The sequence below is a fragment of the Leifsonia sp. 10L418 genome (assembly GCF_056395445.1).
Window position 1 is genome coordinate 838,856 of the sequence record NZ_JBFTJN010000002.1, and the last position, 12,467, is coordinate 851,322.

The 12,467-nt window shown below is 65.5% G+C and carries 11 protein-coding genes and 1 pseudogene; 5 read left to right on the forward strand and 7 right to left on the reverse strand.

What is annotated here, in order from left to right; all coding sequences use genetic code 11:
• Positions 1-3: 3 nt before the first annotated feature.
• Positions 4-573: pseudogene (locus AC1DCF_RS07315) on the forward strand (signal peptidase I); the annotation flags it as partial.
• Between the two features lie 153 nt (positions 574-726).
• On the opposite strand, the gene AC1DCF_RS07320 reads toward AC1DCF_RS07315, so the two are convergent.
• The gene (locus AC1DCF_RS07320; RefSeq protein WP_477210436.1) at positions 727-1,710 is read right to left on the reverse strand and encodes an NADP-dependent oxidoreductase; all 984 of its coding nucleotides are present in this window, start codon (positions 1,708-1,710) and stop codon (positions 727-729) included.
• 90 nt (positions 1,711-1,800) lie between these two features.
• Here AC1DCF_RS07320 and AC1DCF_RS07325 point away from each other — a divergent pair, with 90 nt between their 5' ends.
• Positions 1,801-2,439, forward strand: a complete 639-nt coding sequence (locus tag AC1DCF_RS07325; RefSeq protein ID WP_477210437.1) for a Pr6Pr family membrane protein — start codon at positions 1,801-1,803, stop codon at positions 2,437-2,439.
• A gap of 7 nt (positions 2,440-2,446) precedes the next feature.
• Here AC1DCF_RS07325 and AC1DCF_RS07330 read toward each other — a convergent pair whose 3' ends face one another.
• Positions 2,447-3,133 (reverse strand): YqaJ viral recombinase family protein, encoded by a 687-nt coding sequence (locus tag AC1DCF_RS07330; RefSeq protein ID WP_477210438.1) that lies wholly within the window; start codon positions 3,131-3,133, stop codon positions 2,447-2,449.
• Positions 3,134-3,237: 104 nt separating this feature from the next.
• Positions 3,238-3,690, reverse strand: a complete 453-nt coding sequence (locus AC1DCF_RS07335; RefSeq protein ID WP_441792573.1) for an SRPBCC family protein — start codon at positions 3,688-3,690, stop codon at positions 3,238-3,240.
• Positions 3,691-3,988: 298 nt separating this feature from the next.
• Here AC1DCF_RS07335 and AC1DCF_RS07340 point away from each other — a divergent pair, with 298 nt between their 5' ends.
• Both AC1DCF_RS07340 and AC1DCF_RS07345 read left to right on the forward strand, forming a co-directional pair.
• Positions 3,989-4,738 (forward strand): response regulator transcription factor, encoded by a 750-nt coding sequence (locus AC1DCF_RS07340; protein ID WP_441792574.1) that lies wholly within the window; start codon positions 3,989-3,991, stop codon positions 4,736-4,738.
• Positions 4,735-6,543, forward strand: coding sequence for a sensor histidine kinase (locus AC1DCF_RS07345; protein ID WP_477210439.1), 1,809 nt, complete (start codon positions 4,735-4,737; stop codon positions 6,541-6,543). Before AC1DCF_RS07340 ends, AC1DCF_RS07345 begins: the two co-directional genes overlap by 4 nt.
• Positions 6,544-6,769: 226 nt before the next feature.
• Here AC1DCF_RS07345 and AC1DCF_RS07350 read toward each other — a convergent pair whose 3' ends face one another.
• Both AC1DCF_RS07350 and AC1DCF_RS07355 read right to left on the reverse strand, forming a co-directional pair.
• Positions 6,770-7,336 (reverse strand): MarR family winged helix-turn-helix transcriptional regulator, encoded by a 567-nt coding sequence (locus tag AC1DCF_RS07350; RefSeq protein ID WP_477210440.1) that lies wholly within the window; start codon positions 7,334-7,336, stop codon positions 6,770-6,772.
• Positions 7,337-7,345: 9 nt separating this feature from the next.
• Positions 7,346-9,064, reverse strand: a complete 1,719-nt coding sequence (locus AC1DCF_RS07355) for an MDR family MFS transporter (protein WP_477210555.1) — start codon at positions 9,062-9,064, stop codon at positions 7,346-7,348.
• 235 nt (positions 9,065-9,299) lie between these two features.
• Between AC1DCF_RS07355 and AC1DCF_RS07360 the strand changes: the two genes are divergently transcribed.
• Positions 9,300-10,091 carry a GntR family transcriptional regulator gene (locus AC1DCF_RS07360; RefSeq protein ID WP_477210441.1) on the forward strand — a complete coding sequence of 264 codons (792 nt, stop codon included), beginning with the start codon at positions 9,300-9,302 and terminating at the stop codon, positions 10,089-10,091.
• Here AC1DCF_RS07360 and AC1DCF_RS07365 read toward each other — a convergent pair.
• Positions 10,088-11,326 (reverse strand): MFS transporter, encoded by a 1,239-nt coding sequence (locus AC1DCF_RS07365; protein ID WP_477210442.1) that lies wholly within the window; start codon positions 11,324-11,326, stop codon positions 10,088-10,090. The genes AC1DCF_RS07360 and AC1DCF_RS07365 overlap by 4 nt on opposite strands.
• 31 nt (positions 11,327-11,357) lie before the next feature.
• Positions 11,358-12,461 carry a BMP family lipoprotein gene (locus AC1DCF_RS07370; protein ID WP_477210443.1) on the reverse strand — a complete coding sequence of 368 codons (1,104 nt, stop codon included), beginning with the start codon at positions 12,459-12,461 and terminating at the stop codon, positions 11,358-11,360.
• Between the last annotated feature and the right edge of the window lie 6 nt (positions 12,462-12,467).

Sequence of the window (12,467 nt, forward strand, 5' to 3'; positions counted from 1 at the left end):
GTCATGAACGGTGCAACGAAAGTGAACGAAACCGGCGACGCATTCCACGTCGCGATCGCAGCCGAGGCTGCCCCCTCGGCCTCGGCTGCGATCGCGACGGGAGCGAAGGCAGTGCCGGAGAAGAGTCTGTGGAGTTACATCGGGCTCTCCGTGAGCGCAGTTCTTCTCATTCTCGTTGTTGCACTTGGGGCCGTCGCCATCGTCATCCCGAAGCTCACCGGGGCAGTGCCGATGACCGTCCTGACCAGCTCGATGGAGCCCGGACTGCCGCCGGGCACCCTCATCATTGTGAAGCCAGTGAACCCGGACGACTTGGCCATCGGCGATGTCGCGACCTATCAGATGGAGTCGGGCAAGCCAGGAGTGATCACCCACCGCATTATCGCGATCAACCTGATCGCCTCCGGAGAGCGCACCTTCGAATTCATGGGCGACAACAACGGTGTCGCGGATGCTGAGGCTGTGCGGGAAATTCAGATTCAGGGCAAGCTCTGGTACTCGATTCCGTTGATCGGTTGGGTCAACAACCTCGTCAACGGTGCAAACAAAGTCTGGATCGTGCCGGTCATCGCCGGACTTCTCTTTGCATACGCCGGGTACATGCTCCTCAGCAGCGTGGCCGCGGCCAGCCGTACACGTCGCAAACGTCAGTACAGCGCGAAGGCTGAACGTGCACGCACCGCACCAACGGCTGGTGTCCCGAGGGCTGAGCCGACGCCGGACCCGCTAGGCGGCAGCGACCCGCAGCACGATCTTTCCGCGCGTGTGCCCCTGCTCCAGAACCCGGTGAGCCTCGGCTCCGTCAGCGAGTTCGAACACCTGCCCGACATGCGGACGCACGACTCCTGAGTCGATCAGTGCGGTGATCGTGTCGAGCACCCGCGCGTCGGCCGGCACTTTGTAGCCGGTGGCACGGATGCCTGCAGCCTCAGCTTCGGCCCTCATCGTCGGCCAGCTGCCGGTCGGGGCATTGACCAGGATGCCGCCGGGCCGCAGCACGCCGAGCGACCGGCTTCCGGTGTTGTCGTGAACGTTGCCGATCAGATCGATCACGGCGTCGACATCCGTCACGACGTCGTCGAACCGGGTGGCCGAATAGTCGATGACCTCGTCGGCGCCGAGCTGGCGCAGAAAGTCGAGATTGCGGGCGGAGCCGGTGGCGATGACATGCGCGCCGAGGTGGCGCGCGAACTGCACGGCGAAATGGCCGACGCCGCCGCTGCCGGCGTGGATCAGAACGCGCGTTCCTGGCCCGATTTCGGCCAGTTCGATCATGCCCCAGGCGGTCAGGGCGGCAACCGGAACCGCTGCTGCCTCTTCGTGGCTGAGCGTGGCCGGCTTGCGGGTGACGCTCATGCTGGTCACCGCGACGAACTCGGCGTAGCTGCCGCTCGTGCGCGGAACGCGGCCCATGCCGTAGACGGCATCGCCGGGTCGCAGCCCGAACGCCTCATAGGGGGAGCTGACGACAACGCCGCTGAAATCGAGGCCGAGCACGGCGGGAAAGCCAGTGATTGCGCCGGACGAGCCGCCACCGGCGCGGGTCTTCGCATCGATGGGGTTGATCCCCGCAGCGATCACCCGCACGAGTAGTTCGTCGCCGACGGCAACCGGGATGGGCACCTGCGCCAGGTGCAGTTCGTCCGTCGCTCCCGGGCGGTCGATCACGAGGGCGCGCATGGTTGTCGGCACGTCGTTGGCAGTTTCCATGTGCATCATTCTCCGGCATGGCTAGGCTTCAGATGACACCCGCGGGGTGGGCAGATCGCTGCCAGGCAGTGAAGAGACGGGAGAGCCACCGTGAGAAGAACCTACGGCGCAATTCGGATCGTGGCGGCAGCGGGAATCATCCTGGCGGTGATCGGCCAGCTGGCCTACAGCCTCGGGTTCAACCCGCCCGACGTGTCGAACTTTCTCTGGAACTTTTTCAGCTTCTTCACGATCCTCTCCAATTGCCTGGCCGCGATCGTGCTGCTGATCGGCGCCTGGTACTGCTTCAGGGTCGAGATCGATCCGCCCTGGTTCAACCTGGCCCACACCTCCGTCGCCACCTACATGGTGACCACCGGGATTGTGTACAACCTGCTCCTGCGCGACATCTCGCTCGACCAGGGCACGACGCTCGGCTGGTCGAATGAAATCTTGCATGTCTGGGCACCGCTCTACTTGCTGCTCGACTGGCTGTTCGCCGCCGGGCGCACGCCGTTGCCGTGGAAGCGGCTCTGGGTGGTGGTCGTCTTTCCCGTCGTCTGGCTGATGTACACGATGATCCGCGGCGCACTGCTCGACTGGTACCCGTACCCGTTCTTGAATCCTGACCAGCCGAGCGGATATCGTGGCGTGGTCTTCTACGAGATCCTGATCGCGGTGGTGATCCTGGCGGTGGCCGCCGGGTTCTTCGCGCTCAGCCGAGTACGCAAGTTGCAGCCGCCGGCCTGACCGGCGGCTAGCGCCGTTGGTTCGCCCGCGCCTGGTGGTCGAGAAGATCGATCAGTTGATTGGCGAAACCGACGAGGATGGCGATCTGGTCTTCGTCGCGGTCGATCCACTGGCACTCTGGCACATCACTGATCGGCACGAAGTTGTCGTGTTGCTCCCAGACCAGCAGGGTGCGCTCGGCGCCCAGCACGTATTGCTGCCACCACACCTGACGCAGGTATGAGCGCGGGATGCTGCGCCACGGTTTGCTTGTCGTCTTGATTTCGGCGAGCTCGAGGTCACCGTTCGGGGCGAGCACGACGCCGTCCGGCGTGGCCAGATGACGCGGGTGGCCGGCAGCACGAAACAGGGCGGTGCTCGGTTCGATTCCGTAGTTGCTGCGCACCCACGCCGCGATCTCAGGCTCGCGCGCCCGGCCGTGATCGGTGTAGCTGTTGCCGCTGAAACTCGTGCCGTGCATCTTGTCGTATGCCGCGTTCTGCACCGATTTCACGGTCGCGAGCTTGGCCACATCCGTTGCCGTGATTCCTTGATTGCGCGCGCGCAGCCAGGCCACGCGATCGGTCGAATCGGCGACAATGCGCTGCAGGTGAGAAGCCGGACGCGCTGGCGGAGCGGCATGGGGCACCGCGCTGGGCAGCGATTCCGACGGATGCTTCGCCTCGTCGAAGAGAGGGAGCATGAAGTCGGTCACCCCTCCATTCTCCCTCGCTCGACGCAGGTTGCGTGACGGCTGGCGCGGGTTGGCGCCAGATCGGCAGTGACGGTGCGACGAACCGGTGGCCGTTCTCCGCCTGGTCAACTCTCCGCTTGATCGGCCAGCAACTCGGCCAGGGTCTCCAGATTCGCACGCACGGTGCGTGCTTGCGCGCGGGCGACAAACGGGTCGGCGAGGCGGCCGAACACGCCGCCCAATCCCGATGCGGCGTCGATCCGGTAGGTCAAGTTTGTGCCGCCATCGGTCGGCTCGAGCACGTTGGTCACCGTGAACTCCATGCTCCCGCCGACCGTATGACTGCTGTAGCGCCGGGGCGGGTCGAAGTCGGCGACGGTGACAGACCAGTCAAAGTGCCGGCCCATGATCTTGCTGGTGCCATTCGCCCGCGTGCCGACGCCGATCGGTTCGTCTCCGACCTGGGAAGCAGAGATGATCGACGAATCCCAGACCGGCAGATTTTCCGGCTTGACGACAAAATCGAAAACCTCTTCCGGCGGGCAGGCGATAAATACACTTTCTTCAATGACTGGCATGGCGTCCTCCTCGGGGCTCAGTTTTTCCCAGCCTCGACCCGCCCTCTGCGACTGTCAACGGGCGGAGCGGCAGGCGATTTGGGTCGGCGCTTCGCGGTCCCGGCACCGGTCATCCATCGTGGTGATTCTCGTCAGTCGGCGCACGCTGTTCACTCCCTTATATAGAGGGCGGCGATTGTCGTGTCGAAATCGCGTGCTCGTGCCGTCATTGCACGGGGTTCCGTGGCCTCCAACTCGCCTCAGGAAGCACCCAATCAACTCATAGACTTCTCATAGCTTCGCCAGTGATACTTGCACGATGAGCACACGAGCGTCTGATCGACCGGCCCAGGGTCCGCGGCTGAGTAAAGCCGACGGCAGCGCTATCCGGGTGCTCGTCGTCGACGACGAACCGACCCTCGCTGATCTGCTCGCGATGGCACTCCGCTACGAGGGTTGGGATGTGCGCACCGCCGGCGATGGGCAGAAGGCCCTCACTATCGCGCGCGAGTTTCGCCCCGACGCCATCGTGCTCGACATCATGCTTCCCGACATCGACGGCCTCCAGGTTCTGCAGCGGGTGCGGGCGAGCGGATCGGAAACCCCGGTGCTCTTTCTCACCGCCAAGGATTCCCTCGACGACCGCATCGCCGGCCTGACCGCGGGCGGCGACGACTACGTCACCAAGCCCTTCAGCCTGGAGGAAGTCGTCGCGCGCTTGCGTGGGCTCATCCGTCGGTCGACCCTGTCGGTCGCCGAGGCGAACGACCCCCTGATCAGGATCGGCGACCTCACGCTCGACGAAGACAGCTACGAGGTGTTTCGCGGGGGAGACCAGATCGAGCTGACCGCGACCGAGTTCGAACTGTTGCGCTTTCTGATGCGCAATCCGCGACGGGTGCTGAGCAAGGCACAGATTCTCGATCGGGTCTGGAGCTACGACTTCGGCGGACGTTCCTCAGTCGTGGAGATCTACATCTCCTACCTTCGCAAGAAGATCGATGCCGGGCGCACGCCGATGATCCACACCGTGCGCGGTGCCGGGTACATGCTGAAAACCGCGCAATGACCCAGCCCGATTCTGAGGCGACTGACCCGACTGACGCTCCTGTGTCCACAGAGCCGACTGCTTCGACCGACCCAACGCCTTCGTCGACGCCGGATCCCTCACGTACTGATCCTTCACGTCAACCTGATCCTTCACGTCAAGGAGGAGATCCGGCGACACGCCGCGATGAAGAGGCAGCTGACCTCGGCGAGTCGCAGAATCTCCTCCCGGACGGTGAACCGGACGGTGAACCGAACGGTGAGCCGAACGCCGAGCCGACCGGTGAGCCGGATGCCGCCTCCGACGCGGGGGATGCGCCGCCCGCAAGCACCCCAGACACTCACGCCTCACAGACGCGCGCTCCGTGGACTCTGCGCCGCCGGCTCGTGCTCTCCGTCGTGGGACTGTTGGCGCTCGTCAGCATCATCATCGGACTCGTCAGCGTCACGATTCTACGTGCCTCCCTCGAGGCCCAGCTCGACCAACAGCTGAATTCGGCCGTCGAGCGCTCGCGTTCGGTACTCGAGGGTGGCCCCGACCGCCCCGGAATCCTTGCCTTCACCACGCCGTCGGTCACGGACATCCTGAACGGGCGCGCCCAGCCGCCCGGAACCCTGGCACTCGTCTTCGACGGGGCCACCATCACCGCGGGGTACACCGACGACGTCGGCGACATCCATCAGCTGACGACCCCACAGGTGCAGCAGCTGGTTGACGGGGCCACTCAAACGGCGCCAGTCACCATCGACCTGGGCGGTGAGGTCGGCAGTTACCGCGTTGTCACGGCCACGACCCGCACCGGAATCGCCTACATGATCGGTCTGCCGCTCGCGAGCGTCAACAGCACTGCTGCCACCCTGGGGCTGACGATTGCGCTCGTCTCTCTGGCCGGTGTGCTCGGCGTTGCCGCGCTCGCTGCGTGGATCGTGCAGCTGGCGCTCCGCCCATTGCGGCGAGTCACCGAGACGGCGATGCGTGTCTCAGAGCTTCCACTCGACCATGGAGAAGTCGCGCTGGTCGAACGGGTCCCCGAGAGCGACACCGACCCGCGCACCGAAGTCGGACGCGTCGGCTCGGCCGTCAACCGAATGCTCGACCATGTCGATCTCGCCCTGGAGACCCGCCAGGCCAGTGAGGCCAAGGTGCGCCAGTTCGTCGCGGATGCCAGCCACGAGTTGCGCACGCCCCTCGCGTCGATCCGGGGCTACTCCGAACTCACCCGCCGAAGCGGGCAGGCTCTGCCGCCCGACACCGTGCATGCGCTCTCTCGCATCGAGTCGGAATCGGTGCGGATGACCGCACTCGTCGAGGACCTGCTGCTGCTCGCCCGCCTCGATGAGGGGCGTGAGCTCGATCGCGGGACGGTCGACCTGACCATGCTGCTCGTCGACGCGGTCAGCGACGCCCACGCGGCAGGCGCAGACCACCACTGGGAGCTTGACCTGCCCGACGAGCCGGTCGAGGGTGTTGGCGACGCCCACCGGCTGCACCAGGTCATCGCAAATCTGCTCACCAACGCTCGCGTGCACACCCCGGCCGGAACGATGGTCACCGCGGCGCTCGCCACCGAGGGGGAGAACGCCGTCATCACGGTGACGGATGACGGCCCCGGCATCCCGGAAAGCCTGCAGCCCAAGCTGTTCGAGCGTTTCGCTCGCGGCGACAGCTCACGGTTCCGGGGAACCGGCAGCACCGGCCTCGGCCTGGCGATCGCCCGCGCGGTGGTCACGGCTCATCGCGGCGAGATCACCGTCGACAGCCGTCCCGGGTTCACGCGCTTCACGGTCACGTTGCCGTTGTCGCTAGATCCTGCAGCGACAGCCTAGCCAGCCAGCCAGCCCGTGCTGTTTCGGCGCGGTGTATCCCGCTGGGCGCTCTCTCTACCCCGCGCCCACCGGGATACACCGCGCCGGGACTGTCCACGATGTCTGAGACATCGCACTCGCTCTCGTTGCCCGAGCCGCGACATCCGTTCACTGATGCTCATGAGTTGTCAGAGATGGCCCCTTCAATTCGATTGAAGGGGCCATCTCTGACAACTCGCGGCGCGCGCTACGGCGTCGTCAGCCGCTTGAGGTAGCCGGCGAAGGTCAGCAGGTCTTCCTCCGGCCAGGAGTTCATGTGAGTGAAGATCACCAGTTTGTCGCTCTCGCGCGTGGCGGTCAGCCGGGTGATCGCTTCGTCGGTGGCGGCCACATAGCGGGCGCGACCGTCTTCCGGGTCGGGGCGCGTTTCGGCCAAGCCCAGTTCCTGCAGCTGTTTGACCTGGCGGCTGATGATGCTGCGGTCCACGAACATCCGGTCGGCGAGAACGCTGGAGTGCAGCGGCCCCATTTTCACGAGGATGCGCAGCACCTTGAGCCCGAACGGCTGCAGTGCGGGATCGACCGCGAGGGCCGCCGCCCGCACATTCGCCTGAATGAATCCGAAGAGCACGCTCATCTGCTCTTCGACCTCGGCAATGGCCGCGGCGTTGTCCATCCGCCCGGCACTCGGAGCAGCAGTCGATGCACTCAGCCCGGCACTGGGTGAAGCGCTCAGCCCAGCAGCCGCTGCTGCGTCCGCCGCAGCCGAGGGAATCTCCTCGGCCGCGGCATCCGCCTTGGTGTTGTCAGTCATGGTCACAGGTTATCGACTCGAACCGGGTGTGCTCTCTGAAGCCAGCTCGATGACCTCGATCGACCCGGTCGGGTGGGATTCACCGACGGGCGGCAAGGCAACGGATGCCGCGCTCACCTCGATCAGAGCGTCTTCGGCATTCTCGAGCTCACGCTTCCGCTCGGCGGCCGCGCCCTCTGCCGTCTTGATGGAACCGGTCTTGCGGGCGACCGCATCCTTGAGCTGGATGGCAGTCTTGGTGCCGAGCGACGCGTTGGGCATGAAGATCACCGCGATCAGTGTGACCAGCGCCAGGGGAGCGCTGACCAGGAACACCGTTCCGACACCAGACCCATACGCACTCTCCACGAGTGAGCGGATGGCGTCGGGAAGCAACGACACGTGGGGGATCGTTCCGGTGCCCAGGGTCTTGACCGCGGTCATCTGGTCAGCAGGGCTCAGGTGCGGGATGCCGTCCTTGATCTGCTGGGCGACGATGGTGCCGAGCACCGAACCGAGCACCGAGACGCCGATCGTTCCACCGAGGCTGCGGAAGAAGGTCACCGCGCTGGTTGCGACACCGAGGTTCTTGACCTCGATCGAGTTCTGCACGACGAGCACGAGGTTCTGCATGACCATACCGACGCCGGCGCCGAGAATGAACATGTAGATGCCGACGAGTACGAGGTCGGTGTCGTACTTGAGGGTTCCGAGAAGCACAGAGCCGGCGACGACGAGCACGCTGCCGGAGACCATGATGGCCTTCCACTTGCCGCGACGGCTGACCAGGCTTCCGAAGAAGGTCGACGAGATGAGCAGACCACCCATCATCGGGATGGTGAGCAGGCCCGACTGGGTCGGGGTCGCGCCGCGGGCAAGCTGCATGTACTGGCTGAGGAACACCGAGGTGCCGAACATGGCGACACCCACCGAGATGCTCGCGATCACCGCGAGGGTGAACGTGCGGTTCTTGAACATCGTGAGCGGGATGATCGGCTCGGGCACCTTGAACTCGACGATGACGGCGGCGATCAGCAGCACAGCGGCGCCGCCGACCATGGCAAACGAGGTTCCGGAGGCCCAGTCGAACTCGTGTCCGGCCATGGTCACCCAGATGAGCAGGAGCGAAACGCCACCGGCGATCAGCACGGCGCCCAGGTAGTCGATGTGCACCTTGCGCTTCGGGTGCTTCGGCAGGTGCAGGGTGAGCTGCAGCATGATGATGGCCAGGATGGCGACGGGCAGGGCGATGAAGAAGTTCCAGCGCCAGCCGAAGGCGTCGGTCACGACGCCGCCGAGCAGCGGGCCGCCGACGGTTCCGAGGGCCATCACGCCACCGAACAGGCCGGCGTACTTTCCGCGGTCACGCGGGCTGATGATGTCGGCCATGATGATCTGGCTGAGCGCGGCCAGGCCACCGGCGCCGAGGCCTTGCAGCACACGGAACATGATCAGGGTGCCGGTGTCCTGCGAGAATCCGGCGAGGGCCGAGCCGAGCACGAAGATCACCAGGGCGAGCTGGATGAGCAGCTTGCGGTTGAATAGGTCGGCGAACTTGCCCCAGAGCGGGGTGCTGACGGTGGTCGCGAGCAGCGTCGCGGTGATCACCCAGGTGTAGGCGGACTGGTCGCCCTTGAGGTCGGAGATGATGAGCGGCATCGAGGTGCTGACCACGGTGCCGGCCAGGATCGAGACGAACATGCCGAGAAGGAGTCCGGACAGGGACTCGAGAACCTGGCGCTTCGACATGTTTGCGTCGATGGGGCGGCCGGCGGGTGGAGAGGTGGGGGATGAATCGGTGGTGCTCTGCGTGCGTGACATCGGACTCCTGCTACTAATTGACAACAGTCAACTATATAAATCTAGTGGACCGATGTCAACTACTTATCGCCGGGTACGGAGCGCTTCGGCGGTAACGCGGACCGAAGAACTAAGCTCGGCACATGACATCCGCTCGACACCGTTCTGTAGTTCGGCGGGTTTCGTGACCACGACAGACGCCACGCGCTACCTGGAGCAGCCGCTGCTCACGTCGCCCGGCCAGCCGCTGCGGGTTGCCGTCTACGAACGCATCTCCCAGGGCATCCGCTCTGGCCTCCTCGTCGCCGGTGCGCTGCTACCCCGCGAGACCGAGCTCGGCCTCGCGCTCGGCGTGAGCCGCACGGTGGTCCGGGAAGCGCTGATGCTTCTCGAGGAAGACGGCCTGATCATCACCAAGCGCGGCGTCGGCAGGTTCGTCGCTGATTCGATTCCGCACGAGGGTCCCGATGAGTTTCAGCCGCTTGAGCAACTACTCGCCGAGGCGGGCACCCTGATCGACGTGCGGGTGATCGAGTTCAGCCTGCAGAAAGTCACGGATTTCGTCGTTGAGCATCTGCATCTGGATGCCGGCGCCGAGTTCTGGTTCCGCGAGTGCGTCGTGAGCCGAGACGGCCAGCCGGTCGCGCTCGTGCAGGAATACCTTCCCGATAATGCGCGGCTGGCCACGTTCAACAGCGCAGTTGCGGCGCAGCTGCAGGATGCCGCGGCCGACCCGGCGACGATCCTCCAGGCGCTCACCGATCGGGTTGGTCCGGTCTTTTCTGCCGGGGCCTGCCGGATCGCGGCGACAATTGCGGGGCCGACCCGAGCGAGCCTGCTCGGAATCAAGGCTCCTGACCCGCTGCTCGTGCTGACCCAATCGGCAGAGCTCGACGGTGCACCCGCCTACGTGGCGAAGTACGCGCTGCCGCCCGCCTTCGGGCACCTCGCGGTGCCGCAGTGGAAGCGGGCCTAAGCCTCCTGCGGCAGGGCGATTCGGGCGAATCGCCAGTGATACAGCGCCGCCAGTGCCACCAGCCCGACGGCGAGGCCGGCGGTGATCCCGTAGCCGGCCGTGGCGCCGAACGTCTGCGCGACGAACCCACCGACCGCGGTAGCCAGGGCCTGTCCGACGACGAGGGTGCTCTGCAGCGTCGTGAGCACGGTGGTCGAACGTCCGGCCGGCGCCGCCTCTGTTCCGAGACTGAACAGCACGACGAGCACCGCGCCGATCCCGCATCCGCTGAGAAACAGGGCAACGAGCGTGGCGAGCAGAGTGTCGGCCAGCAGCAGTGCGAACGCCCCGATCAGGCCGAGCGCGGCGAAGGTGAGCCATCGCGCCGGGAGTGAGAACCGCGGGGGCAGGGCGGCGACAGAGACGGCGACCACGATCGCTCCGGCACTCATCGCGCCGTAGGCGATGCCGGTCTGCTCGCCGAGGCCCCGGGCGGTCATGAATGCGGTCAACGCGGTCAGGATGGAGCCGAAGACGCCGCCGACGAGCAACATGCCCGCCGCCAGGGTGAGGATGCGCGGGGAGAACACCGACCCTGCGGCGGTCTTCTCGCTCACGGGGCCCGGGTCACTCGTTCGACCGGAGTGATGCAGCGCGAAGGCGACAACGATGGTGGCGGTGAGGATGGCACCGATGACGAGCGGCGCCCACGGCGCGATGAAGGTGGTCAGAACGCCGACCAGCACCGGGCCGAGAACGAACGACGCCTCGTCCATCACCGATTCGTAGCTCATCACCATCGAGACGGCGCGCCCGCGCTTCACCGTGGATCGCGCCGTCCCGGCGAAGACGACGAGGCGTGAGCGAGAGAACGGTGCGACCTGGGGGGTCGCGCCCCCGGTCACGAAGGCGAGGGCGAGAATCGCGAGGAGCGGGGCTCCGAAGCCGACGAGAACGAGGAACAGCGTGGTGGCGAGGATGCTCACCGTGCTGCAGACGAGCAGCACGGCGCGCTGGCTCACCCGGTCGGCGAGCGAGCCGACCAGCGGCCCGCAGACCGCCGTTCCGATTCCGGCGCAGGCCGCGGCAAGACCCGCCTCCGCGACCGATCCGCGCACCGTGGTGACGAAGGTCAAGATGCCGACGATCATCATCGCGAACGGCAACCGGCCGATGAACGCGATCGGAAAATACTCCCAGCCGGTCAGGCGGGCGAAGGTGGCGATGTCGGTCCGCAGAGGAGCCTGATCGTTCATGGTGTGCTCCCCTGCGGCCGGGTTCTGTCGGTTACTTCGGTGATGACGGCGACGTCACCACGAAGGCGCCGGAAATAATGTCTGCCTGAAGCTGCTTCACTTCATCGAGCAGCTTCGGGTCGAGCTGAGACTCCCAGTCGTGGGTCGGGGCAATGCCGACTCCATCATTCTCCAGAGTGCCGATGTAGGGCGCGTTGTCGAAGTTGCCGCCGGCCGCTGCCGTCGTCACTTCTTCCGCCGCCTTGGTCAGGTTCTTGAGAACCGAAGTCAGGTAGTACTTCTGAAACTCGGGGGTGGGGGTGCTCACGAATGCGTCGGAGTTGACGCCGATGACCGCGCCGGCGGTGCCGCGGTCGATCATCTCTTGAATGGATGCGGTGAAGAGCGTTCCGGCGACGGGCATGATGATGTCGACGCCCTGGTCGAGCAGGCCGGCGGTGAGGGTCTTGGCCTTCACCTGGTCGTCGAAGCTGCCGACGAACTGGCCGTTCTGCGCTGCCTTGTCCCAACCGAGGAGTTTCACCGTTGTGCCGTGCACCGCGTTATAGCGGTCGATGCCGTCGGCGAAGCCGTCCATGAACACGGTGACGGAGGGGAACGGCATGCCGCCGTAGGTTCCGACCGTGCCGGTCTTCGTGGCGCCGGCGGCGAGGTAACCGGCCAGGGCTGCGGCCTGAGCGGTGTCGAAGAGCACCGGCTTCACGTTGTCGAGCACGAGCGGGCTGAAGTCGTCGTTGGCGACGGTGCTGTCGATGAGTGCGAAGTTGACGTCGGTGTTCGCCTTCGCTGCTTCGCGGGTCGCGGCGGCGAGGGCGAAACCGACGGTCACGACGAGGTTGCAGCCCTGGCTGACAAGGGCGTCGATGTTTCCGGCGTACTGGTCTTCCGACGTCGACTCCGACGACTTCGGCGTCACTCCGATTTTCTTTGCGGCGGCCTTCACTCCGTCGAGCGTGAGTTCGTTGAAGTCGTTGTCGTTGAACCCGGTCAGATCAGAAACCGCGCAGGGCAGAAAGTCGCTCGTGGCGGCATCCGTCGAGGTGGGTGTGGCGGGGGCTGACGCACATCCGCTCAGCACGAGAGCGGCGAGCGCTCCCATCGAGAGCAAGGAGGTGACTGTTCTGCTTCGTTGCATTGTTGT

Coding starts and splice junctions, on each gene's coding strand:
- AC1DCF_RS07320 (WP_477210436.1), bottom strand. CDS start 1,710: ATGGAAACTGCCAACGACGTGCCGACAACCATGCGCGCCCTCGTGATC.
- AC1DCF_RS07355 (WP_477210555.1), bottom strand. CDS start 9,064: ATGTCGAAGCGCCAGGTTCTCGAGTCCCTGTCCGGACTCCTTCTCGGC.
- AC1DCF_RS07345 (WP_477210439.1), top strand. CDS start 4,735: ATGACCCAGCCCGATTCTGAGGCGACTGACCCGACTGACGCTCCTGTG.
- AC1DCF_RS07340 (WP_441792574.1), top strand. CDS start 3,989: ATGAGCACACGAGCGTCTGATCGACCGGCCCAGGGTCCGCGGCTGAGT.
- AC1DCF_RS07365 (WP_477210442.1), bottom strand. CDS start 11,326: ATGAACGATCAGGCTCCTCTGCGGACCGACATCGCCACCTTCGCCCGC.
- AC1DCF_RS07370 (WP_477210443.1), bottom strand. CDS start 12,461: ATGCAACGAAGCAGAACAGTCACCTCCTTGCTCTCGATGGGAGCGCTC.
- AC1DCF_RS07335 (WP_441792573.1), bottom strand. CDS start 3,690: ATGCCAGTCATTGAAGAAAGTGTATTTATCGCCTGCCCGCCGGAAGAG.
- AC1DCF_RS07350 (WP_477210440.1), bottom strand. CDS start 7,336: ATGACTGACAACACCAAGGCGGATGCCGCGGCCGAGGAGATTCCCTCG.